The organism is Streptomyces sp. 8N616 (genome assembly GCF_052246385.1).
In the GTDB taxonomy this organism is placed as follows: domain Bacteria; phylum Actinomycetota; class Actinomycetes; order Streptomycetales; family Streptomycetaceae; genus Streptomyces.
On the sequence record NZ_JBQQBY010000004.1, the window covers coordinates 228,801 to 251,835 of the forward strand.

A 23,035-nucleotide genomic window follows, 5' to 3' on the forward strand; every position below is an offset into this window, starting at 1 on the left:
GCCGTTTCGGCGTTGATTGGGTGTTGAGTCACGTTGAGGTGGCGGCCGGAAGTGACACAGGGCAAAAAGCAGGACAGGGACAAGGACAAGGCGTCGCCCGCCTCGCAGTACTTCGCCGAGGTGCTGCGCATTCTGCGGGAGCAAGCGGGCCTCACGCAGGATGATCTGGGCACGCGGATGAACTACACCGGCGCTGCGGTCAGCGCCGTGGAGACGTGTGCCCGGCCCGCGACCGACCAGTTCATCGCCGCGGCCGAGAAGGCGTTGGGGGCGGGCGGGGTGATCAAGGCGGCGATCAAGTATGTGCGCATGGAGCGCTATCCGGCGTACTTCCAGGGCTTCGTACAGCTGGAGCAGGATGCCCTGAGCGTGTCCTCGTACTGCACACAGATGATCCATGGCCTGCTGCAGACTGAGGATTACACCCGCGCGCTGCTGAAGTGCGACTGGCCGCCGATGGATGAGGACGAGATCGAGCGGCTGGTGGCAGGGCGGATGGAGCGTAAGGCACTCTTTGACCGCAAGCCGGTGGCGGTGGTCAGCGTCGTCATGGAGGAAGCGGCGCTGCGACGGGTGATCGACGGCCGGGATGTCATGCGCGCTCAGTACGCGCAGCTCATCGAGTGTGCCAGGCGACCCAATGTCGTCATTCAGGTGATGCCAATGAGCCAGGGCGAACACGCTGGATTGCGCGGCCCGATGACGGTCGTCGAGACTCCCGAACATGCAGCTCTGGTCTATCTGGAGGGGCAGGGAAGAAGCTCGCTCGTATCCGATCCGGGCGAGGTGGCGGTGCTCGCCCGGCGTTATGCGATGATCCGGTCACAGGCGCTCGGGCCGAGCGCATCAATCGACTTCATCAAACAGTTGGCGGGTGAGCTATGAACGACCTGGTGTGGTTCAAGAGCAGCTACAGCGACTCCGGCGGCGGTGAGTGCGTCGAGGTCGCGGTTCGGCCCGGTGCGGCCGTGCACATACGGGACTCCAAAGAGCCCCACGGGCCTGTGCTGGCCTTCGAGCCCTCCGCCTGGGCAGACTTCATCGGATACGTGTCGGTATCCCAGAAGCCCTGAATCCGCTCGCTGTTCGGTGCCACCCATGGCGGGATCTGCCAACGGTTGGGAAATGGCAGACCATCTATGACTGGCACAGCCAATGGTCGGCGGACGGCACGTGGGAGGGCATCCTGCGAGCTGTCCAGACCCATGGCCCCCGGCCGCTCGATGTCCACTGCCGAGTGGGAGCGCGCTTACGGCCCCCGCCGGATCGCCGCGTAAATCACCCGTAGCGTCAGGATCGCGCTCACCGCCAGCAGGTTGTAGCCGAGCAGCGGGAAGAGCTCCAGGTTCGAGGTGACGTGCGGGCCCCGGCCCGTGCCGAGGGCCAGGAGGAAGACGGCCATCAGGCCCGTGCCCGCGGCCAGGAGGGTCACCAGGAGTTGGTGGACCAGGCCCGCGATGAAGCGGCGGTCGCGGTCGTCCGCCAGCAGGCGGACGCGGGCGGTCAGGCGGCCCTGCTCCAGGGACGTCGTGATGCGTTCCGCGCGGCGCGGCATACGGCGCAGCATCGGGAGCAGGGGAAGGAGTTCCTGGGCGACCGCGCGGGTCAGGGCCGCGCCGTCCAGGGGCTGTGCGTTCCACGCGGGGTCCTCGTACGCCTCGTCGGCGTACGGAGTCCCGGTCCACGTCGCGTACGTCCGGGTGACCCGCGATGCCAGACGGGCCGCCGGGGCCGCGGCCAGGCGCTCCGTCACGAGTGCCGTCGCCTCCCGGCGCGCCTCCGCCACCAGGTCGAAGCGCGGCGAGATGCGCGTCAGCGTGCCCTCCAGGGTCGCCAGGGCGCGGAAGACGGCGGCGACCTCCGGCGGCACGGTGAGCCCGAAGCGGGTGAGCAGCCGGAAGAGGGCCGTGAAGGTCTGCGCATCGGGGCGGCTCGACGGGCCCAGGTGGCGGGCCATGAAGCGGCCCAGTTCGCGCTCCAGCAGCAGGGCGTCGAGCGCCGGCCCGTCGTCGGCGGCGTCACCGGTGTCGGCGCCGGCGCCGACACCAGCGCCGGCGCCGGGGCCGTCCGGCCGCGGGCCCAGAAGTTCGAGCACCGCATCGCACATGCCCGCCGGGTCGCCGCGGTCGACGGCCAGGAGCAGGTACTGGATGGCGTCCCGCACGGTCGCGTCGATCCGGCCCACCGAGCCGAAGTCCAGCAGGCCGATACGGGGGGCCTGCACGTCTCCGTACTGCCCGCCGCTGTAACGCGGGTCGCCGTAATGCACGTCGCCGTAATGCACGTCTCCGTACTGCCCGTCGCCGTAATGCACGTCGCCGTACTGATCGTCATCGCCGTGCCGCTTCCCGTCGGCCGCGAGCAGCAGGATGTTGCCGGGGTGCGGGTCGGCGTGGAAGACGCCGTCGCGCATGATCTGACGGAGCATCGCGCCCAGCACCGTACGGGCGAGCGCGTCCCGGTCAAGGCCGCGGGCGTCGGCGTCGGCGCCCGCGCGCTCCAGCGTCACGCCGTCCAGCCACTCCTGGACCATCACCCGCGCCGACGAGAGCTCGTGGTGCACGGCCGGTACGCGTACGGGCGCGTCCTGCGCGCGCCCGTCCCCGGCCGCCGCGACCGCGTCCGCGTTGCGCGCCTCGATACGGAAGTCCAGCTCCTCGCGGACGGCGACCGCGAAGCCGTCCGCCAAGTCCCGTAGCCCCAGGCCCTGTACGGAGCGGGCGCGGAGGTGCAGGCCCTGGGCCATCGCCAGGACGATGTCGAGGTCGCGCTCGACGGACTCGCGGATTCCGGGGCGTTGGACCTTGACGACGACCGTCGAGCCGTCGCGCAGGGTCGCGCGGTGGACCTGTGCGATGGAGGCGGCGGCGAGCGGCTCGTGGTCGAAGTCCGCGAAGACGTCGGCGAGGGGTGCGCGGAGCTCTTCGCTCAGTACGGCCTCGACTTCGCTCCAGGGCGCGGGCGGTACGTCGCTCTGCAGGCGGCTCAGCTCCTCGACGATGTGCGGGGGCAGCACGTCGCGGCGCGTGGACAGGACCTGGCCGAGCTTGATGAACGTACCGCCGCACTCCTCGAGGGCGAGGCGCAGTGAGCGGGCGGCCTCGCGGCCCGCCTCGTCGGCGACGGCGGCCCGGTCGAGGCCGGCGCGGCCACGGACGTAGCGGCCGAGGCCGTGGCGCATGAAGATCCGGCTGATCTGGGAGTAGCGGCGGGCCCGGGTGAGCCTGCCGCGTACGGCACGCGCCCACTGCACCGGGCGCGGCCAACTGCCGGACGGCACCAGGATCTCGACGAGGACGAGCACCGCCATCGCGGCGAGGAGGGAGACGGTGAGCGAGACGGTGAAGAGGGCGGCGCGGCTGTCGGTGTCGTGGAGGGACTGGTTGAACAGCTGAAAGGCGGTCATGCCGGCGGCGCAGGCGATGAGCGTGCGCAGGAAGCCGATACGGATGCCGAGGAGGCGTCGGGCGCCGGCCGAGATGCCCGTGAAGAAGATGGCGACGGTGAGGAGGACGGCAAGGGTGGTGAGGAGATAGTGGGCGGCGTGATCAATGGCATTGGCGGCGGAGACGGTCGCGGTGGCCACGGTGGTCACGGTGGTTACGGCGTCGGGGGCCGCGGAGGCGCCATGGGTCGCTGCGGTTGCGGCCGCGCTCGCTGCGGTCTCGGTGGTGGTGGCGCCGGCGGCGGCCTGCGGTAGCGCCTGCGGCAGCAGCAGCGGCATCGTCGGGGGTCCCCCTGCGGGGGAGGCAGCGGCGGCGGATGTCGGGGTCCGGCCGCCGGGGCCTCCACGTCGTCGGAATGCCACCGGAGCCTAGGGCATCCGCCGCCGCGCCCGCGCGGCCGTGCGGCCCTGCCTGCCCGCACCCGGCGCGAGGAACCCGGCCTCAAGCCGAGGACCGCGGTCGCACCTCGGCCGCGTGCGGCCAGGCGTACCCAGCCGGGCGCGGCCAAGCGCTCGCCCGCGCCCCGCCGTTACGACGTCAGGAGCGCTGCCTGGAGGAATGGCTCCAGGGCCGCTCGCCATGGCTTCGGCTGGTCGTAGTGGACCAGGTGGCCCGCGTCCGGGATTTCGGCGTATTCGCCGCGGGGGAGGACGCGGACCATCTCCTGGGCCTCCGCGCGGCCCAGTTCGCCGTCGACGCCGCGGACGACGAGGGCCGGGCACTGGACCAGGGCCAGTTCCTCCCAGTGCGCGTCGTGCACCCATGTCTCACGCGACATCAGCATCTGGCGGCGGGAGAAGACCGGCCGCCAGCCGTCCGCGCGCTCCGCCATCACCTCCGCGTAGAACTCCCCGCGGGACGGGCGCGGGCGCTCCAGCCAGGGGTCGTCCTCGCCGAACCACTTACGGACGTCCGCGAGCGTCGCGAAAGGCAGCGGCCAGGTCTTGAACCACTCCTCCCATTCGCGCTGCGACTGCGCGCCCAGCGCCGAGGCGCGCATGTCGCAGATGACCAGGGCCCGTACGAGGTCGGGTCGGCGGGCGGCGAGCTGCCAGGCGGTGAGGGCACCCATGGAGTGGCCGATGAGGATGACCGGGGCGAGGTCGAGCTGTCCGATCGCGGCCTCGGCGTCGGCCACGTAAGCCTCCCGGGTGTACGGGCCGTCGGCCGGCTTCTCGCTCCGGCCGTGACCGCGCTGGTCCAGCGCGACGGCCCGGTGGCGGGCGGAGAGCCAGCGGGCGGTGCCGGCCCAGTGGGAGGCACGGCCCATCAGCCCGTGCAGCAAAAGCACGCCGGGCGCCTTCTCGTCCTCCCGGCCGCCCTTCGGCGGGTCGGCGAACTCCCAGGCGGCGAGCCGCACGCCATCGGCTCCGGTCACGTCGATACGCCGCACCATGTGTCCTGGCACCCCCAATCCTTCCGGCCGCTCCGCGTCGTCAGCTCCAGGGTCCTTGCGCACGTGCTTCCGTACATGCTCGTCGCGTACGGGGTGGAACACCTACACATTATCGAACCCCTATTCGAACGGAGGCTTCTGGCACGCAACACCCCTCGTTCGAGTGACCACGCTCCAGGATTGACGACCGGCGCCGAGGGGAGACAGCTACCGGGAGGCGGGCCCTAAGGGGAAGGGGGCCCGCGGGGAACGACCCTGAGCGCTCGGGGCTCCGGGTCGTCGCGGGGGAACCAGGGGAGGCGGGGCCCCGGATGCCGATCGCAACGATCGCACCGGGGCCCTCGCCGGTGCTGCGGACATGACGGGCACTACGGGTGGACCAGCACCCATTCATCCACGCTCCCTCCCCAACCCCGGCGAGCCAAACCCTCGAGAGCCCGCACGCCGCATGCCTCGCCACAGCGTTGCACGCGCGGGGCCCGGCCGCTGCCATTCCGCCGCCTTTTCACGGTAAACCGGAGGATTCCGGCCCGGCTCGAGGAAGCGCGTACGAGCGCGCGCGCACGCCCGTCGGCAACCCCCCGGGCCACGCAAGGGAGTTCAGTAGCCCCAGGAAGCCTCAGGGGAGTTCAAGGAACGCACAAGCCCCCGGGGAAGAGAAAGAGGAACGGCAAAGGAACGACAAGGGGCTAGGGGGAAGTGAGGGACGGTCAGCGCTTGGCCACGAACAGAGCCACGAGTCAGCGCTTGGCCACGAACACATGCGACGCGATGTCCGCCGCCAGCTCCGCCGCCTCACCGCTGCTGCCGACCAGCACCCCGCCCGCCGACTCCGTCACGCTCACCACGGCGCCCGGCTGCACCCCGGCCCGCCGCAGCGTGTACATCAGCTGCGCGTCCGTCTGAATCGGCTCACCGATCCGCCGCACCACCGCCGTCTTGCCCTCGGCGCCCGGGTCGAGGTCCGCCAGGCTCACCATGCCCTCGTCCAGGAACGGGTCCGCCTCGGCCTTCTCGCCCAGCTCCTCCAGGCCCGGAATCGGGTTCCCGTACGGCGACTCGGTCGGGTGCCGCAGCAACTCCAGCACACGGCGCTCCACCGCCTCGCTCATCACGTGTTCCCAGCGGCACGCCTCGGCGTGCACCTGCTCCCACTCCAGGCCGATCACGTCGACGAGCAGGCACTCGGCGAGCCGGTGCTTGCGCATCACGCGCGTGGCCAGCCGACGGCCCTCCTCGGTGAGCTCCAGGTGGCGGTCCCCGGCCACGGTGACCAGGCCGTCGCGCTCCATCCGCGCCACCGTCTGGCTGACCGTCGGGCCGCTCTGGTCGAGCCGCTCCGCGATCCGCGCGCGCATGGGGACCACACCTTCCTCCTCGAGCTCCAGGATGGTGCGGAGATACATCTCCGTGGTGTCGATCAGTCCGGACATGCGTGCCCCTCGAATGTGTCGTGCGGTGGCCCTGAACCCAATTCTGACGCATCCCACCGACAATCGGGCCTGGTCCGCACCACTCCGGTCGATTGCGGTATTGACACGGGACGGGTCCTGGTCCCAACGTGATCCGCGCCACCAGGTACGTACCTTTGCGCAACACCTTGGCGCGCACCCCTGCGCGCGCCGGGCCGCACTCCCTGCACGCACCCCTGCCGACCGAACGAAAGGGCCCCAGCGGCGATGAGTGAGAACAAGCTGGCCGGGCAGTTCTTCGACGCCGCCATCGAGCTGCTGCGGCGGGTCCGCGACGAGGAGGCGGAGAACATCGCCGCGGCCGGATCGCTGATCGCCGACACCGTGGCCGGCGGCGGGCGGCTCTTCGCCTTCGGCGCCGGGCACTCCTCCCTCCCCGCCCAGGACGTCGTCTACCGCGCCGGCGGCCTCGGCCTGATGAACCTGCTCGCCGTGCCCGGGACCGTCGGCGTCGACGTCGTGCCCGCCACGCTCGGCAGCGCGCTGGAGGGGGTCGACGGCCTCGCGGGGGCCGTACTGGAGACCAGCCCGGCGCGATCCGGGGACCTGCTGGTGATCATCTCGCTGTCCGGGCGCAACCAGCTGCCCGTGGAGATGGCCCTGAGCGCCCGGGCGCTCGGGCTGAAGGTCATCGGCGTGACCTCGGTGGCGTACGCGGACGGCACCCGCTCCCGGCACTCCTCGGGCTCGTACCTCAAGGACCACTGCGATCTGGTCCTCGACAGCAAGATCGCGATCGGCGACGCGGAGCTGACCGCCGAGGGCGTCGACGCGCCTTTCGCGCCCGCCTCGACCGTGGTCACCAGCGCCGTCATGCAGTCCGTCATGGCCGCTGCCGCCGGCGAACTTGCCGCCCGCGGGATCACGCCGCCGCTGCTCCGCTCGGGGAACGTGGACGGCGGGCACGAGTGGAACGCGCGCGTGTTCGCGGAGTACGCGGACAGGATCTTCTTCCGGCATCAGTGACGGCGCGGGGCGCGGCGGGGCGGCGCGGGGCGCGGCGGGGCGGCGCGGGGCGCGGCAGGGCGGCGGGGGGCGCAAGGCGACGCACAGCCGCCACGCGGTCAGTCAGCGCTTGAGCGCGGCCGGTGAGGTCAGCGCTCTCGGCGCAGTTGGCGGGCCAGGTCGAGCGCGGCTGCCACACGGCCCGCGACCTCCTCCGCGTACGCCGCATCCGCGCGCTCGAAGGGGCGGCGTCCCGCGGACCGCAGGAAGGTCGCAACGCCCAGCGTGCGCGCCCGGCTGCGCAGCACCACGCACAGGGCGTGCACCGAGTCCTCCGGCCATTGACGCGCGCGTGCCCACTGGCGGGCCTGTTCCGCCGCCGAGCCCGCGTCCGTACGAGCACCGGCCCCGGCCCCGGAACCAGGACCGGCCCCAGCACCGGCGTCGGCTCGGCCGCCCGTACGACCGCCGGTCCGCCCTCCCGTACGACCCTCCGTACGGCCTTCACGGCCTTCCGTACGGACCCCCGGACCGGATCCGAACGGGCTGTACGCCGGGCCCGCGCTGGCCCTCACCGCGCCCGTGCGCTCGACCGCCTGCAGCGCTGGGTGCCCCTCGGCGTACCGCACGGGGATGCCGCCGGGCACGATCGGCGAGCACGGCCCGCCGCCGGTGCCCGCGGGCGTGGCCGCAGCCCGTACGAGACGGACCGGCTCGCCGTCCTTGGCGATGTCGAGCAGAGCGTGGTCGGCGAAGCCCGCGAGCGCGAAGTCGATGAAGACGGTCGCCGCCTCCATCGGGTCCTCGCAGTCGGCGGCGGTGCGGCCCGCGCGGTGCAGCTGGTTGGCGCGGAACCGCACCACCGAGCTCTCCTGCTCGAGCTGCTTGGCCTCGGTGACGTCCTGGAAGAACCAGCCGACGCCCAGTGGCACCGGCTCCTCCGCCAGCGGCGACGCGAGCCGCAGGAAGCCGCTGCGCCAGCAGCGACGCTCGCCCTCGCCCTGGGCACCCTGGGCGGCGTCGGGGGCGCGCAACGTCACCCATACGTCGGTGGGCACGGAGGGCGGGCCTTCGGCCAGTACGTGCTGGAACGCGCTCTCCAGCTCCTCCAGGCCCTGCGACAGCAGTTCCCCCAAGGGGCGGCCGAGGACCGCTGTACGCCCGGCGCGCAGGGCGCGCGCCGCGTAGGCGTTGGCGACCGCGGGGCGCAGGTCGGCGTCGACGAGGACCGCGCCCCAGGGCGCGTCGTTGAACAGCGCCTCGCTCAGCGCGATCGACCGCTCCAGGTCGATCTGGGCGTGCACCTCGCTGAAGGCGCAGTAGACGCCCGCCGGGCGGCCGTCGGCGCCGCGTACGCCCGCGGTCTGGGTGCGTACGAGCACCCGGCCGCCGTCCTTGGTGACCAGCGCGAAGTCGTGGACCTGGCGGCCCGGGGCCTTCATGGCGCCCAGCAGCCGGCTCTCCACTTCCTCGGCATCCGCAGTGCGCACCGCCCAGCCGCCGAGACCGCGGCGGCCGACGGCCTCCTCGGCGGTCCAGCCGAGGATGCGCTCGGCCTCGCGGTTCCAGTGGGTGACGACGCCGTCGGCGTCGAACGCGCACAGGGCGGCGTCCATGCCGTCCAGCAGCGCGGCGAGCAGGTCGGAGTCCTCGCAGTCGGGCGAGGGCGGCGAGGGAGGCTGTGCGGGGCCCTCGGCGCCGGAGCCTTCTGGGGTGGCGGCGCCGGTGTCCGCCGCGTCGCGGGAGTCCGCGGAGCCCGCAGCGTCGTCGGCGGATCCGGCCGGTCCATCCGAGCCGGGTCGGCCCGGCGAGCCCGCGCCGCCGGCCGGCTGGGTGGGGCCGGGAGGCCGGGAAGCAGTCACCTGGCACCTCCTGCTGGACGTGGCTGCGTGTGCTGCACGTCAGATCATTCAAGTGGAACGTGACACAGCCCACACCGTGTTCCCGGAAATTGGCTCTACGGCAAGCCTTCCCCACGATCACGCCCAGGCCCAGGGCATGTTCAGGACAGCCGCACTTGTCCCTTCTTCGTAGCGGCTTTCGAAGCGGCGGTGATCAACCCCTCTCGCGCAGCGCGATCCACCGGGCGTCGGCCCCGGCCTGCTCGTCGACTCCTCGACAAAGGTCATCCGGGCCCCACCATGCGCAGCCGGACGCGGTGTCGGCGTTGCCGCTACCGGGTTCCCCTGAGGAGCTCGTTGAACATGGCGCCGAGGGCGATCGTGGGAGTGGCTCGTGCTCCGGAAAAAGGGTTGTGGGCCGGAGGGACCGGTGCCTAGCGTGTGGGGCACACGAGAAGGGAGGTGGTTCGGCAGATGTATGAAATCCGGACGCGTGAGGTGGCTGCGGGCTAGCGGTCCGTCGTCGCGCTCAAGCGCATCGCCGGACCAGCGCGGGAGAGATCCGCGCAGCCGGCCAATCCCAAGCAGTCACCCGACCCGCGAGCTGCCGGTACGTCCGACCGGCCCCCTTGCGCCTCTCGGCGCCTGGGACAGGCTCGCGGGTCGTCTGCGTCCTCGCCCCCGTGCGCCCCGGCCTCCGGCCGGGGTTTCGTGTTGGGGACGTGGCTTTCCGCCGTCCGCCGGCCTGCTCCGACCTGCGCCGGGCAACCGGCGGGAGGAGCTGGCGTGGGGCGGCCCCTTTCACGGCACTGAAGCGTGATTTGTGGGCCGGCTCGCCGACGGGCCGCAGACGACGAACTGCCGTGCCGGCCCGTAAATCATGCCGCCGGGAAAGGGGCCGCCCCACCGCGCCTCCGGCACCGGAGGACAAGCGAAGCTCCCGGCCCCCGGGCGTTTGTAGCGCCAAGGAGCCCCCACGGCACCTCCCCCCTCCGGCGGGGCGCGGGAAGACGGGGCGGAGCCCCGTGGCTCCCTCCCGCTCCCGCGCGGAGCGGCCGGCCGGCCGGCCGGCGAGGCTACGGGCACAGGCGCTCCACGCGCCATGTCCCCCCGTCCATCAGGGCGTAACGAAGGCGGTCGTGGAGGCGGTTTTCGCGGCCTTGCCAGAATTCGACCGAGTCCGGGCGGACACGGTAGCCGCCCCATTCCGGGGGGACCGGGACCTGGGTGTCCGGCGGGTAGCGGTCGGCGAGTTCGCCGTAGAGGCGGTCGAGTTCCTCGCGGGAGGCGAGCATCGAGGACTGCTCGCTCGCCCACGCGCCGAGCTGCGACCCGTGCGGCCGGGTACGGAAGTACGCGGCCGTCTCGTCGCGCCCCGTCCGTTCCGCCACGCCGCTGACGACTACCTGGCGGGCGATCGGGTGCCAGGGGAAGAGCAGCGAGATCTGCGGGTTGGCGGTCAGCTCGCGGCCCTTGCGCGAGCCGTAGTTCGTGTAGAAGACGAAGCCGCGCTCGTCGAACTGCTTCAGCAGCACCGTGCGGGAGCTCGGCCGTTCGGTGGCGGGGTCCGCGGTGGAGACGATCATCGCGTTCGGCTCGAAGATCCCGCTCGCCGCCGCCTCCTCGAACCAGCGGGTGAACTGCTCCATCGGCCCCGCGGCCAGATCCGCCTCCGCCAGCCCCTCCGCCCGGTAGTGCTCGCGCATGACCGCCGGGTCGAGCGCGCGCCGGGTGGGATGTTCCGGGTCCAGCCTGATGGGGTGTTCCGGGTCAACGTGTGCCACGCGCTTATCTTGCAGCATCGTGCGGAGCGGGCATCCAGCGCCTCCGGCCCGTACGACGGCCCGTACGACGGCCCGTACGACGGACCCGTACGCCGGTGCCGTACGCGCCGGTACGCGGCCGGCCTCGCGGCACTGAGTGCAGGGCGCCAATTCTGCCCGGCCTGGGTATTCGTAAACCCATCCCCACAGGGGTGGCACAGTGTGCCGCTTCTCACGCTTCCCCGCACCTACGGAACCCGCCAAAATCGTGGGCTGGGCCACTGTGGCCTCCGGGCACCGCGCGATGGCGTGTCCGGGCTGTACTGACGTGTACTGATCTGTAGGGACTCTGCATCGACCGGTGACGAACCGCCAACCATCGCCCCACCGAACCACCCGACCCGGGCCAGGGTGAGCACGACCTCCGCGGGGCATCACCGGGGTGACCGATAGGGACCGCCAGCCGCATCCGCCGGCCGCGTACCCGTACCGGCACCGACAACCCAGACAGCTTGGTCACAACGCAAGCACGAGCCGTTAGGCACGAGCCGCAAGCCACAAGCCAAAAGCCGCGTGTCGACCACATCATGAGGAGCCGCTGATGTCCGACTTCGTACCCGGACTCGAGGGAGTCGTCGCGTTCGAAACGGAGATCGCCGAACCCGACAAGGAAGGCGGCGCGCTCCGCTACCGAGGCGTGGACATCGAGGATCTGGTGGGTCACGTCTCCTTCGGGAACGTGTGGGGCCTGCTGGTCGACGGCAGCTTCAACCCCGGCCTGCCGCCCGCTGAGCCCTTCCCCATCCCCGTCCACTCCGGCGACATCCGCGTCGACGTGCAGTCCGCGCTCGCGATGCTCGCGCCCGTGTGGGGCCTCAAACCGCTGCTCGACATCGACGAGGCGCAGGCCCGCGACGACCTCGCCCGCGCCGCCGTCATGGCCCTGTCCTACGTCGCCCAGTCCGCGCGCGGCCAGGGCCTGCCCATGGTCCCGCAGCGGGAGATCGACAAGGCCGGGACCGTCGTCGAGCGCTTCATGAAGCGGTGGCGGGGTGAGCCGGACCCGAAGCATGTGCAGGCCGTCGACGCGTACTGGACCTCCGCCGCCGAGCACGGCATGAACGCCTCCACCTTCACGGCCCGGGTCATCGCCTCGACCGGCGCGGATGTCGCGGCGGCGCTGTCGGGCGCCGTCGGCGCCATGTCCGGGCCGCTGCACGGCGGGGCGCCGTCCCGCGTCCTCGGCATGATCGAGGAGATCGAGCGGACCGGCGACGCGACCGCGTACGTGAAGCAGGCCCTGGACAAGGGCGAGCGGCTCATGGGCTTCGGCCACCGCGTGTACCGCGCGGAGGACCCGCGGGCGCGCGTGCTGCGCCGTACGGCCAAGGAGCTGGGCGCGCCGCGCTTCGAGATCGCGGAGGCGCTGGAGCGCGCCGCGCTCGAGGAGCTGCACAGCCGGCGGCCCGACCGCGTGCTGGCCACGAACGTGGAGTTCTGGGCGGCGATCGTGCTGGACTTCGCGGAGGTCCCGGCGCACATGTTCACGTCGATGTTCACTTGCGCCAGGACGGCGGGGTGAGGTGTTATCCGGGGCCCCGCCCCGGACCCCGGGATCCAGGGATGCTGGGGCGGGCCCCCTGCTGACTCGCCATGGGCCGCCGCGGCCCGGGCCGCCCGGGCGCTGGATACGAACCGCCGGGAGCCGGGTCCAAGTCGTCAGCCTCAGGCCAGGTCAGGTCGTCGACCAGCGGGGCCGGGTCGCCGGGCAGTGAACACGGGCCACTGGGCCCAAGCCGTCAGCCGGGCGCCGGGCCCAGGCCATCGAACGGCGGGGGCCGGGCCGCCCGGGCGATGGCCTCCGACCGCCGGGTGGCGGGCTCACGTTGTCAGCCCGCCGGGCGGAAGCCGGCAGCCGCGCCGGCGGGAGATCACGGAGCGGGGTTCAGGGCCGCGTCGAGGATGCGGGCCCACTGCTCGACTACGCGGGCGCGGCGGGGGGCGTCGTCCGTCAGGAGGTTGGCCAGGCCCAGGCCGCGGGCCATGTCCAGCAGGCCCTGGACGGTCTCGCGTACGCCCGGCCGGGCCTCGTCCGCGCCGAGCAGCTGCACCGCCAGCCGGTGCGTCTCACGTCCGACCCTGGCCTCCAGCGCGGTCACCCGCTCCCGCAGCCCCTCCTCCTCCGGCGCGTTCGAGGCCGCGACCCACAGCTGGAGCGCCGCCCGGAAGAGCGGGCCCGTGTAGAGGTCGACGAGCTCCTCGACGATCATCCAGGTGCGGGCGACGGAGCCGGGCGGCGGCAGGTCGCGGGTGAAGGCCCGCAGCGCGCCCGACCGCTTCTCCGCCACGTACTCGACCGCCGCCGTGAACAGGTCCTCGCGCGTGGGGAAATGGTGCTGGGCCGCGCCGCGGGAGACCCCGGCCCGCTCGGCGACGACGGACACCGTGGAGCCCGCCCAGCCGTACTCGGCCAGGCAGGCCACCGCCGCCTCCAGCAGCCGCTGCCGGGTGGCCCTGCTGCGGTCCTGCTTGGGGTCGCGTACGGCCGCCCGGCCGGTCACCGTGCCCATGCCGGATCCCGCCGTTCCAGGAAGGCCGTCATGCCCTCGCGTGCCTCGCCGGAGGCGAAGAGGCGGGCGGAGAGCTCGGCCAGCGCCTCCGTGTCCCGGTCGAAGGCGCGCAGCACGCGCGCGGTGGTCAGCCGCTTGGACTCCGCCAGGCCCTGCGGGGAGGCCCGGCGCAGGCCGTCGAGTACGGGTTCCAGGACCGCGTCCACGTCCTTCACGTCGTCCGCGGCGAGCGTGATGAGCCCGATACGGGCCGCCTCCGCCACGTCGAAGCGCTCCCCCGTGAGGTAGTAGCGGCCGACGGCGCGCGGGTCGAGGCGGGGCAGGAGCGGCAGCGAGATCACCGCGGGCGCGAGGCCGAGCCGCGCCTCGGTGAAGGCGAAGCTCGCCCCGGGCCCGGCCGCCGCGATGTCGCAGGCCCCCAACAGGCCGAGACCACCGGCCCGTACATGGCCCGTCACCCGTGCGACGACGGGCTTCGGCAGCTCGATGATGCTGCGGAGGAGGCGCGCGAGCCCCATCGGCCCGTTCGCGGAGGGACCCTGACCGCTCGCCTCGCTCCCGCCGCTCACCCCGCTCCCGCCGCTCGCCTCGCTCAGGTCCGCGCCCGCGCAGAACGTTCCGCCGGTGTGGGTCAGCACCACCGCCCGCGTCGCCTCGTCCTTCGCCGCCGCCTCCAGGCCCTCGTACAACTCGGCCACGAGGCGGGCCGACAGCGCGTTGCGGTTGTGCGGCGAGTCGAGGGTGAGCGTGGTGATGCCGCGCTCGCGGCCGCGGCGCACCAGCGGCGGCCCCGCCGCGCCCGTGCCCGCCTCCGTCACGGTGCCGTTCGTCATGAGGGCGCTGAACTCCTTTCCCGGTCCCGCAGTTCGCGCCGGAGTATCTTGCCGCTCGCGGCGCGCGGCACCGCGTCCAGGAACTCGACCCGGCGCACCTTCTTGTACGGCGCGACACGCTCGGCAACGTACGCCATGACCTCAGCGTCCGTGAGCGCCGCCCCCTGCTGCGGGACGACGTACGCCTTGGGCACCTCGTTGCCGTCGCCGTCCACGACCCCGATGACGGCCGCGTCGGCGATCCGCTCGTGGGTGAGGAGGACGGCCTCCAGGTCGGCGGGCGCGACCTGGTAACCCTTGTATTTGATGAGCTCCTTGACCCGGTCGACCACGAACAGCCAGCCGTCGGCGTCGACCCGCCCCACGTCCCCGGTGTGCAGCCAGCCGTCCGCGTCGATCATCGCGTCGGTGGCGTCCGGGCGGCCCAGGTAGCCCTTCATGACCTGCGGGCCGCGGATGAGGATCTCGCCCTTCTCGCCCGGGCCGAGGTCCCGCGCCGGGTCGTCCAGGCCGGTGATCCGCATCTCGGTGTTCGGGGCCAGCTTGCCGACCGTCCCCGCAGGCGGGTTCTGCGCGCCGCGCGGGACCGCGTGCGTGCCCGGGGAGAGTTCGGTCATCCCGTACGCCTGCATGACCGGCGGCAGCCCGAGGCGGCGCGAGCACGCCTCGGCGAGCTCCGCGTCCAGCGGTGCGGCCGCGCTGACGATGTACTCGAGCGAGGACAGGTCGTGGCCGTCGACGGCCGGGTGCTTGGCGAGCGCCAGCACGATGGGCGGCGCCACGTAGAGGGCGTTGACCCGGTGCTTCTCGATGGCGGCCAGGAACTGGCCGAGGTCGAAGCGAGGCAGCACGACGACGGTGGAGCCGTTGCGCAGTGGGGCGTTCATCAGAGCCGCGATGCCGTAGATGTGGAAGAACGGCAGGACGGCGAGGGTGCGGTCGCCCGGGCCGCTGGGGATCAGGCTGTAGAACTGAGCGAGATTGGTGGCGATGCTGCGGTGGGTGAGCATCACGCCCTTGGGGGTGCCGGTGGTGCCGGAGGAGTACGGGAGGGCCGCCAGGTCCTCACCGGGGTCGATGGCGACCTCCGGCTCCGGCGCCGTCGAGGCGAGCATCTCCTCCACGGAACGGTGTCCCTCGGCGCTGTCGCAGACGAAGATCTCCCGGACGCCGCCCGCCTGTTCCGCCGCCTTGCGGGCCGTGTCGAGCAGTGCGGAGACGGTGACGACCCAGCGCGCCGCGCAGTCGCGGAGCTGCTTGGCGAACTCCTCGGCGGTGGCGAGCGGGTGGACGGTGGTCACGACGGCCCCCGCGCGCGTGGCCCCGTAGAAGACCGCCGGGTAGAGGATCGTGTTGGGGCTGTGCAGGGCGAGCACGTCTCCCTTGCGGACGCCGGTCTCGGCGAGCGCGGCCGCGATCCGGCGGGTGAAGCCGTCGAGCCGGGCGTGGCTCAGGGTGGTGCCGTCGAGGCCGTCGATCAGGGCGGGCAGCTCGCCGTACTCGGCGGCCCGGCCGAGTACGGCGTCGTGGACGGGGAGGTCGACGGCGGGGACATCGGCGTACTCGCTGCGCAGCACCATGGCGATCCCTTTCGACGCGGAGCCGGTGGACGCACCAGAATCCCCTGTTCTAGTACGACTTGGGGAGTCCCAGGGACTGGTGGGACACGAAGTTGAGGATCATCTCGCGGCTGACCGGCGCGATACGGGCCACGCGCGAGGCGGTGATCATCGTGGCGAGGCCGTACTCGCGGGTGAGGCCGTTGCCGCCGAGCGTGTGCACCGCCTGGTCAACGGCCCCGACCGCGGCCTCCGCGGCCGCGTACTTGGCCATGTTCGCGGCCTCGCCCGCGCCCATGTCGTCGCCCGCGTCGTAGAGATGGGCCGCCTTCTGCGTCATCAGGCGGGCCAGCTCGAGCTCGATGTGCGCCTGCGCGAGGGGGTGGGCGATGGCCTGGTGGGCGCCGATCGGGTCCTTCCACACGGTGCGGGTGCGGGCGTAGTCGACCGCCTGGGCCAGCGCGTGGCGGCCCATGCCGAGGGCGAAGGCGGCGGTCATGATGCGCTCGGGGTTGAGCCCGGCGAAGAGCTGGAGGAGCCCGGCGTCCTCGTCCCCGACGAGCGCGTCGGCGGGGAGCCGTACGTCGTCGAGTACGAGCTCGAACTGCTTCTCCGGCGCGGAGACTTCCATGTCGATCGGGCGGAAGCCGAATCCGGGTGCTCCGCGGTCCACGATGAACAGACACGGCTTGAGTCTGCCGGTACGGGCGTCCTCGGTGCGGCCGACGATCAGCGTCGCGTCGGCGATGTCCACGCCGGAGATGAAGACCTTGCGGCCGGTGAGCAGCCAGTCGGCGGCGTCGCCGGTGCCGTCGCGGCGGGCGGTGGTGGTGATGCGGTGGGAGTTGGATCCGGCGTCGGGCTCGGTGATACCGAAGGCCATCCTGCGGCTGCCGTCGGCGAATCCCGGCAGCCACTGCCGCTTCTGCTCCTCCGTGCCGAAGCGGGCGATGACGGTGCCGCAGATGGCGGGCGAGACGACCATCATGAGCAGCGGACAGCCGGCGGCGCCGAGCTCCTCGAGCACGATGGCGAGCTCGGCTATTCCGCCGCCCCCGCCGCCGTACTCCTCGGGGAGGTTCACCCCGAGGTAGCCGAGCTTCGCGGCCTCGGCCCACAGCTCGTCGGTGTGCCTGCCCTCGCGGGTGACGGCCGCGAAGTACTCGCGGCCGTAGCGCGCGCCGAGCGCGGCCACGGCGGATCGGAGGTCCTTGTGCTCTTCGGTCTCGACGACGGGGGTGCCGGTGCTCATGACGGGTCCTCCTGTACGGCCTGTACGACGGCGAGCAGGGCGCCGACTTCGACCTGGCGGCCTGGGGCGGCGTGGAGCGCGGTGAGGGTGCCGGAGGCGGGCGCGGAGATGCGGTGCTCCATCTTCATCGCCTCCAGCCAGAGCAGGGGTTGACCAGCGGCGATCGTGTCGCCTACCGAGACTTCCGCGACCCGGACGACCGTCCCGGGCATGGGCGCGAGCAGCGAGCCGGGCTCGGTGTGGTCGGTGGGATCGGGAAAGCGGGGGAGGGCGGTCAGAGTGACCGCGCCGAGCGGGGAGTCGACGTGGATACGGGTCCCGTAGGCGGCCACGTCGAAGTCCCGCAGCACACCCTCCACTTCCAGGGCGACGCGCTCGGCCTCGGCGGCGACCAGCCGCACGCCCGGGAAGTCGTCGGCCGCCAGGCCGTCCCGGGTGAGGCGGTAGCGGATCTCGTACGCGGTGCCGTCCGGCTCGGAGCGGTAGGTCTTGGACTGCGGCTGGGACGGGACGTTGCGCCATCCGCCCAGGCGGGAAGCCAAGGTGCTACGAGTGCCGCTTGCACCCGGCGACGATGCGCCAGCCCCGGTGTGGACTTCCGTTTCGTTCCCGCGTGCGGGCCAGTGGTCGAGGTGTGCCCACCCTCCCCCATAGCCTGAACGGCATGGGGGTACCCCCATCGCCCTGGCGGAACGGCTGCCCACAACCCTTGCGCCCGCGGCGTCCGCAAAGGCGGCGGCCAGCGCCGCGAGTCGCGCGACAGCGGCGGCTCCATCCGAGCCCACCGTCAGCTCGCCCAGACGGCTCTCCAGCCACCCCGTATCGACCTGGCCATCCACGAACTCCGGGTGCCGGAGCACGCGTACCAGCAGGTCGCGGTTGGTCACCGGGCCGTGGATACGGGCGCGCTCCAGGGCGTGGGCGAGCTTGCGTACCGCCTCCGCCCGGGTCGGGGCCCAGGCGATGACCTTCGCGAGCATCGGGTCGTAGTGGACGCCGATCTCGTCCCCGTCCGCGTAACCCGAGTCGACCCGCAGTCCGGCGTCCACGCCCGCCGGGTGCGCACGGTAGGCGGCGGGGTCGGAGGGGTAGGGGTCCTGGAAGCTTGGGGTCCCCCCTGACGAAGGCAAGGGGAGTATTTGTGGGCCGCTATACGTTCCAGGACCCCTGCCCCGGAGGCCCCGGCGCCGGACCCACGACGCACCCGCCACAGCGAAGCGGTGCAGCACCCCCGTCTGCGGCTGCCAGCCCCGGCCCGGGTCCTCGGCGTAGAGGCGGGCCTCCACGGCGTGGCCGGCCGGCTCCGGCGGCTCGGCGGGGAGTTTCCCGCCCTCCGCCACACGCAGCTGCAGCGCAACCAGGTCGAGCCCGGACACCGCCTCCGTCACCGGGTGTTCGACCTGCAGCCGGGTGTTCATCTCGAGGAAGTACGGGCGCCCGTCCTCCGAGACCAGGAACTCGACCGTGCCCGCGCCCGTATAGCCGATCGCGCGAGCGGCACCCGCGGCCGACTCGTGCAGCGTGCGCCGCAGATCTACGGCGAGGCCCGGCGCCGGGGCCTCCTCGACGACCTTCTGGTGGCGGCGCTGCAGGGAGCAGTCGCGGGTGCCGAGTGCCCACACCGTCCCGTGCGTGTCGGCCAGGATCTGCACCTCGACATGGCGGCCCCGCTCGACGTACGGCTCGGCGAAGACCTCGCCGTCGCCGAACGCCGAGGCCGCCTCCGCGGACGCGGCGCGCAACTCGCCGTCGAGAGCGGCGAGTTCCCGCACCACCCGCATGCCGCGCCCGCCACCCCCCGCCGCCGCCTTCACCAGCAGCGGCAGGTCCGCCTCGGTGACCCGTGCCGGGTCGACTGGGGTGAGGAGCGGCACCCCTGCCTCCCCCATCAGCGTCTTCGCCCGCGTCTTGGAGGCCATCGCCTCGATCGCCGCGGGCGGCGGGCCGATCCACAGCAGGCCCGCGTCGAGGACGGCACGCGCGAACTCCGCGTTCTCGGAGAGGAACCCGTAGCCGGGGTGGACGGCGTCCGCGCCCGCCGCGAGGGCGGCCTTGACGATCAGGTCGCCGCGCAGATACGTGTCGGCGGGCGCGCTGCCGGGAAGGCGTACGGCCGCGTCCGCCTCCCGTACATGCAGCGCCCCGGCGTCCGCGTCCGAGTACACCGCGACCGTCCCGACCCCCAGCTCGCGGCAGGTGCGGAAGACCCGGCAGGCGATCTCGCCCCGGTTGGCGACAAGGACGGACTGGATCACGGACTGGCTCACGGACTGGATCACTGTCACGGGAAGAACCCTCACATCCGGAAGACGCCGAAGCCGCCACGCGCACCCTCGACCGGCGCGCTGTGGATCGCGGACAGGCACAGGCCGAGCACGGTGCGGGTGTCGCGCGGGTCGACGACCCCGTCGTCGTACAGCCGCCCGGACAGGAACATGGGCAGCGACTCGGACTCGATCTGCTGCTCCACCATGGCGCGCAGTGCCGCGTCCGCCTCCTCGTCGTACGGCTGCCCCTTGGCCACCGCCGACTCCCTGGCGACGATCGACAGCACGCCCGCGAGCTGCTGCGGCCCCATCACGGCCGACTTGGCGCTGGGCCAGGCGAAGAGGAAGCGGGGGTCGTACGCGCGCCCGCACATGCCGTAGTGCCCGGCCCCGTACGACGCGCCCATCAGCACGGACAGATGGGGCACGCGCGAGTTCGACACCGCGTTGATCATCATCGCGCCGTGCTTGATGATGCCGCCCTGCTCGTACTCCCTGCCGACCATGTAGCCGGTGGTGTTGTGCAGGAAGACCAGGGGGATGTCGCGCTGGTTGGCGAGCTGGATGAACTGGGCGGCCTTCTGCGACTCCGCGCTGAAGAGGACGCCCTGCGCGTTGGCGAGGATCCCGACGGGGTAGCCGTGCAGCGTCGCCCATCCCGTCACCAGGCTCGGCCCGTACAGCGGCTTGAACTCGTCGAAGTCCGAGGCGTCGGCGATCCGGGCGATGACCTCGCGCGGATCGAAGGGGATCTTCAGGTCGCCGGGGACGATGCCGAGGAGCTCGTCCTCGTCGTACTTGGGCGGCTCGGCCGGGCCCGGATCGGGGTGCGCTTTGCGCCAGTTGAGCCGGGCGACCACCCGCCGCGCCTGCCGCAGCGCGTCGGGCTCGTCGAGCGCGAAGTAGTCGGCGAGCCCGGAGGTGCGGGCGTGCATCTCGGCTCCGCCGAGGGACTCGTCGTCGCTCTCCTCGCCGGTGGCCATCTTGACCAGCGGCGGGCCGCCGAGGAAGACCTTCGAACGCTCCTTGACCATGATCACGTGGTCGGACATGCCGGGTATGTATGCCCCGCCTGCCGTGGAGTTGCCGAAGACGACGGCGATGGTGGGGATCCCGGCGGCGGAGAGCCGGGTCAGGTCCTTGAACAGGGCCCCGCCCGGGATGAAGATCTCCTTCTGGCTCGGCAGATCGGCCCCGCCGGACTCGACCAGGCTGACCACCGGGAGGCGGTTGGCGTACGCGATCTCGTTCGCGCGGAGCGCCTTCTTCAGCGTCCACGGGTTGCTGGCCCCACCGCGTACGGTCGGGTCGCTGGCCGTGATCAGGCACTCGACGCCCTCGATGACGCCGATGCCGGTGACGATGGAGGCCCCGACCCGGTAGTCGCTCCCCCAGGCGGCGAGCGGCGACAGCTCCAGGAAGGGCGTGTCGGGATCGAGCAGCAGCTCGATGCGCTCGCGGGCGAGGAGTTTGCCGCGCTTGCGGTGGCGGGCGACGTACTTCTCGCCGCCGCCCGCGATGGCCTTGGCGTGCTCGGCCTCCAGCTCGGTGAGCTTGGCGAGCATCGCCTCGCGGTGGGCGGCGTAGTCGGCGCCGGTCGTGTCCACGGCGGACCCGAGCACGGTCACCGCGTCCCCTCCGGGGAGGAAGAGCAGTGGACGCCCGCCCGCCCGCCTGCCGGCACCCTGGTCACGTGTCCGTGCTTCACGAGATCGTCCCTTCGTCGAGTGGGAGTCCACGGCTGCCGCCCTCCCCTGCTGCCGCCAAAAGCACTTCCGGAATGGGGAGGTATCGGCCGCGCAGCCACTCGGCCAGGCCCTTGGCCTGCGGGTCGAAGCGGTGCTGGGCCGCCACCCCCTCGCCGAGCAGTCCTTCGACCACGAAGTTCAGCGCGCGCAGGTTCGGCAGGACGTGGCGGGTGACGGGCAAGTCCGTGGCCTCCGGGATGAGTTCGCGGAACGTGTCGGCGGTCAGGGCGTGGGCCAGCCAGCGCCAGGCGTCGTCCGACCGGGCCCACACTCCGACGTTCGCGCTGCCGCCCTTGTCGCCGCTGCGGGCCCCCGCGACGAGGCCGAGCGGCGCGCGGCGGGCCGGGCCCGACGGCAACGGCTCGGGCAGCGGCGGCTGTTCGGGCTCGGCGAGCTCGCGCGTGGCCTGGGGCGGCGGTACGGAGACCCGGGTGCCGTCCGGCAGCACCGCCGTATGGGAGACGGCCGCCGCATCCACGTACGTCGCCTCGAAGACGCCGTACGGGGCGCCCTTGCCGGGTGGGGCCGTGAGGTGGAAGCCGGGGTAGCTGGCCAGGCCCAGCTCGACGGCCGCGCTGCTCACCGCCCTGCCGACCGCCTCCGGGTCGGAGTCGCGGACGACGAGGCGCAGCAGCGCGCTCGCCTCCTCCTCGGCGGGCGCGTCGGCCCGGTCCGTACGGGCCAGCGTCCACCGCACCTCGGCCGGGCGGCGTTTGGCCAGCGCCGATTCCATCTGATCCCGTACGAGCGCGGCTTTGGCCTCGATGCCGAGGCCGGTGAGGACGAAGACGATCTCGTTGCGCCAGCCGCCGATGCGGGTGAGGCCGGCCTTGAGGGTCGGGGGCGGCGCCTCGCCCCGTACCCGGCCTATGCGGACCCGGTCCGGGCCGTCCTGGGTCAGCCGTACGGAGTCGAGGCGCGCGGTCACGTCGGGCCCGGCGTACCGGGCGCCCGACGTCTCGTAGAGCAGCTGCGCGGTGACGGTGCCGACGGTCACGGCGCCGCCGGTGTCCGGGTGCTTGGTGATGACGGAGGAGCCGTCGGGGTGCAGCTCGGCGAGCGGGAAGCCGGGGCGGCGCACGTCGTGGTTGGTGAAGAAGGCGTAGTTGCCTCCGGTGGCCTGGGTTCCGCACTCCAGGACGTGCCCGGCGACGACCGCTCCGGCGAGCGCGTCCCAGTCGTCGGCCGCCCAGCCGAAGTGCGCGGCCGCGGGACCGGTGACGAGGGCTGCGTCGGTGACCCTGCCGGTGACGACGACGTCCGCGCCGGCACGCAGGCAGGCGGCGATGCCGGCGCCGCCGAGGTAGGCGTTGGCGGTGAGGACGCCGGGGCCCCAGTCGCGGTAGGGGCGCGGGGGTGGGTCCTGGCCCGGGTGCGGGTCCTGGCCCGGATCCGGGTGCTGGCCCGGGTCCGGGCCGCGTCGCAGGTCGTCGCCCTCGACGTGGGCGACGCGTACGGGAACGCCGACGCGGTCCGCCAACTCCCGGATGGCGTCGGCCAGTCCGGCGGGGTTGAGCCCGCCCGCATTGGTGACGAGCTTGACGCCCCGGTCGGCGGCCAGACCGAGACCGTCCTCGAGCTGGCGGAGGAAGGTCTTGGCATAGCCGAGCCCGGCGTCCTTCGCGCGGTCGCGGCCGAGGATGAGCATGGTCAGCTCGGCGAGGTAGTCCCCGGTGAGGACATCGAGCGGCCCGCCGGTGAGCATCTCGCGTACGGCGTCGAAGCGGTCGCCGTAGAAGCCGGAGGCGTTGCCGATGCGGAGGGGGGCGTGGTGCGCGGTGGTCCGGGCGGGGGTCATGCGCCGGCCTCGGCCGTGGAGCCAGGGTCGGGGTTGGCGGGGTTGCCGCGCTCGGCGGAGTCGCGGGGGTTGCCGGACCCGGCCGGGTGACCGGGGCTACCGGACCCGGCGGGGTCACCGGGGCTGCCAGACCCGGCGGGGTCAC

The 23,035-nt window shown here is 72.8% G+C and carries 15 protein-coding genes and 2 pseudogenes; 5 read left to right on the forward strand and 12 right to left on the reverse strand.

Annotated elements, in window-relative coordinates; translation table 11 throughout:
- The first annotated feature begins 51 nt into the window (after positions 1-51).
- The 3 genes and pseudogenes from ACTWQC_RS05605 to ACTWQC_RS05615 form a co-directional block, all read left to right on the forward strand.
- A complete protein-coding gene (locus tag ACTWQC_RS05605) occupies positions 52-885 on the forward strand; it encodes a helix-turn-helix domain-containing protein (protein WP_443314399.1) in 834 nt (277 codons plus the stop codon).
- Positions 882-1,073 (forward strand): DUF397 domain-containing protein, encoded by a 192-nt coding sequence (locus ACTWQC_RS05610; protein ID WP_443314400.1) that lies wholly within the window; start codon positions 882-884, stop codon positions 1,071-1,073. The genes ACTWQC_RS05605 and ACTWQC_RS05610 overlap by 4 nt, the downstream gene beginning before the upstream one ends.
- 23 nt (positions 1,074-1,096) lie before the next feature.
- Positions 1,097-1,201: pseudogene (locus tag ACTWQC_RS05615) on the forward strand (transposase); the annotation flags it as partial.
- A gap of 48 nt (positions 1,202-1,249) precedes the next feature.
- On the opposite strand, the gene ACTWQC_RS05620 reads toward ACTWQC_RS05615, so the two are convergent.
- The 3 genes from ACTWQC_RS05620 to ACTWQC_RS05630 all read right to left on the reverse strand — a co-directional run bounded on the left by ACTWQC_RS05620 (position 1,250) and on the right by ACTWQC_RS05630 (position 6,275).
- Positions 1,250-3,724 carry an ABC1 kinase family protein gene (locus ACTWQC_RS05620; RefSeq protein ID WP_443314401.1) on the reverse strand — a complete coding sequence of 825 codons (2,475 nt, stop codon included), beginning with the start codon at positions 3,722-3,724 and terminating at the stop codon, positions 1,250-1,252.
- Positions 3,725-3,975: 251 nt separating this feature from the next.
- A complete protein-coding gene (locus tag ACTWQC_RS05625) occupies positions 3,976-4,842 on the reverse strand; it encodes an alpha/beta fold hydrolase (protein ID WP_443314450.1) in 867 nt (288 codons plus the stop codon).
- Between the two features lie 740 nt (positions 4,843-5,582).
- Positions 5,583-6,275, reverse strand: a complete 693-nt coding sequence (locus ACTWQC_RS05630; RefSeq protein WP_443314402.1) for a metal-dependent transcriptional regulator — start codon at positions 6,273-6,275, stop codon at positions 5,583-5,585.
- A gap of 246 nt (positions 6,276-6,521) precedes the next feature.
- On the opposite strand from ACTWQC_RS05630, the gene ACTWQC_RS05635 reads away from it, so the two are divergent.
- Positions 6,522-7,280, forward strand: coding sequence for an SIS domain-containing protein (locus tag ACTWQC_RS05635; RefSeq protein WP_443314403.1), 759 nt, complete (start codon positions 6,522-6,524; stop codon positions 7,278-7,280).
- A gap of 128 nt (positions 7,281-7,408) precedes the next feature.
- On the opposite strand, the gene ACTWQC_RS05640 is transcribed toward ACTWQC_RS05635, so the two are convergent.
- Positions 7,409-9,121, reverse strand: coding sequence for a PAS domain-containing protein (locus tag ACTWQC_RS05640; RefSeq protein ID WP_443314404.1), 1,713 nt, complete (start codon positions 9,119-9,121; stop codon positions 7,409-7,411).
- A gap of 1,055 nt (positions 9,122-10,176) precedes the next feature.
- Positions 10,177-10,806 (reverse strand): pyridoxamine 5'-phosphate oxidase, encoded by a 630-nt coding sequence (pdxH, locus tag ACTWQC_RS05645; protein WP_443314451.1) that lies wholly within the window; start codon positions 10,804-10,806, stop codon positions 10,177-10,179.
- A gap of 658 nt (positions 10,807-11,464) precedes the next feature.
- Here pdxH and ACTWQC_RS05650 point away from each other — a divergent pair.
- Positions 11,465-12,442: pseudogene (locus tag ACTWQC_RS05650) on the forward strand (citrate synthase 2); the annotation flags it as partial.
- Positions 12,443-12,794: 352 nt separating this feature from the next.
- On the opposite strand, the gene ACTWQC_RS05655 reads toward ACTWQC_RS05650, so the two are convergent.
- From ACTWQC_RS05655 to ACTWQC_RS05685, 7 genes are all read right to left on the reverse strand, one after another.
- Positions 12,795-13,433 (reverse strand): TetR/AcrR family transcriptional regulator, encoded by a 639-nt coding sequence (locus ACTWQC_RS05655; protein WP_443314405.1) that lies wholly within the window; start codon positions 13,431-13,433, stop codon positions 12,795-12,797.
- On the reverse strand, positions 13,421-14,266 hold the full coding sequence (locus ACTWQC_RS05660) for an enoyl-CoA hydratase family protein (RefSeq protein ID WP_443314406.1): 846 nt from the start codon (positions 14,264-14,266) through the stop codon (positions 13,421-13,423). Before ACTWQC_RS05660 ends, ACTWQC_RS05655 begins: the two co-directional genes overlap by 13 nt.
- On the reverse strand, positions 14,263-15,846 hold the full coding sequence (locus ACTWQC_RS05665; protein ID WP_443314407.1) for a 4-coumarate--CoA ligase family protein: 1,584 nt from the start codon (positions 15,844-15,846) through the stop codon (positions 14,263-14,265). The genes ACTWQC_RS05660 and ACTWQC_RS05665 overlap by 4 nt, the downstream gene beginning before the upstream one ends.
- Positions 15,847-15,895: 49 nt before the next feature.
- Entirely contained in the window at positions 15,896-17,077 is a 1,182-nt protein-coding gene (locus ACTWQC_RS05670) for an acyl-CoA dehydrogenase family protein (protein ID WP_443314408.1), read from the reverse strand.
- Positions 17,074-19,332, reverse strand: coding sequence for an ATP-binding protein (locus ACTWQC_RS05675; RefSeq protein ID WP_443314452.1), 2,259 nt, complete (start codon positions 19,330-19,332; stop codon positions 17,074-17,076). Before ACTWQC_RS05675 ends, ACTWQC_RS05670 begins: the two co-directional genes overlap by 4 nt.
- A 41-nt stretch (positions 19,333-19,373) precedes the next feature.
- Positions 19,374-20,972, reverse strand: coding sequence for an acyl-CoA carboxylase subunit beta (locus tag ACTWQC_RS05680; protein ID WP_443314409.1), 1,599 nt, complete (start codon positions 20,970-20,972; stop codon positions 19,374-19,376).
- A gap of 76 nt (positions 20,973-21,048) precedes the next feature.
- Positions 21,049-22,890, reverse strand: coding sequence for an acyclic terpene utilization AtuA family protein (locus ACTWQC_RS05685; protein WP_443314410.1), 1,842 nt, complete (start codon positions 22,888-22,890; stop codon positions 21,049-21,051).
- Between the last annotated feature and the right edge of the window lie 145 nt (positions 22,891-23,035).

What these genes read in the sequence shown, in the direction of transcription:
- ACTWQC_RS05670 (WP_443314408.1), bottom strand. Translation starts at nt 17,077, where the DNA reads ATGAGCACCGGCACCCCCGTCGTCGAGACCGAAGAGCACAAGGACCTC.
- ACTWQC_RS05660 (WP_443314406.1), bottom strand. Translation starts at nt 14,266, where the DNA reads ATGACGAACGGCACCGTGACGGAGGCGGGCACGGGCGCGGCGGGGCCG.
- ACTWQC_RS05625 (WP_443314450.1), bottom strand. Translation starts at nt 4,842, where the DNA reads ATGGTGCGGCGTATCGACGTGACCGGAGCCGATGGCGTGCGGCTCGCC.
- ACTWQC_RS05635 (WP_443314403.1), top strand. Translation starts at nt 6,522, where the DNA reads ATGAGTGAGAACAAGCTGGCCGGGCAGTTCTTCGACGCCGCCATCGAG.
- ACTWQC_RS05685 (WP_443314410.1), bottom strand. Translation starts at nt 22,890, where the DNA reads ATGACCCCCGCCCGGACCACCGCGCACCACGCCCCCCTCCGCATCGGC.
- ACTWQC_RS05655 (WP_443314405.1), bottom strand. Translation starts at nt 13,433, where the DNA reads ATGGGCACGGTGACCGGCCGGGCGGCCGTACGCGACCCCAAGCAGGAC.
- pdxH (WP_443314451.1), bottom strand. Translation starts at nt 10,806, where the DNA reads ATGCGCGAGCACTACCGGGCGGAGGGGCTGGCGGAGGCGGATCTGGCC.
- ACTWQC_RS05620 (WP_443314401.1), bottom strand. Translation starts at nt 3,724, where the DNA reads ATGCCGCTGCTGCTGCCGCAGGCGCTACCGCAGGCCGCCGCCGGCGCC.
- ACTWQC_RS05610 (WP_443314400.1), top strand. Translation starts at nt 882, where the DNA reads ATGAACGACCTGGTGTGGTTCAAGAGCAGCTACAGCGACTCCGGCGGC.
- ACTWQC_RS05630 (WP_443314402.1), bottom strand. Translation starts at nt 6,275, where the DNA reads ATGTCCGGACTGATCGACACCACGGAGATGTATCTCCGCACCATCCTG.
- ACTWQC_RS05665 (WP_443314407.1), bottom strand. Translation starts at nt 15,846, where the DNA reads ATGGTGCTGCGCAGCGAGTACGCCGATGTCCCCGCCGTCGACCTCCCC.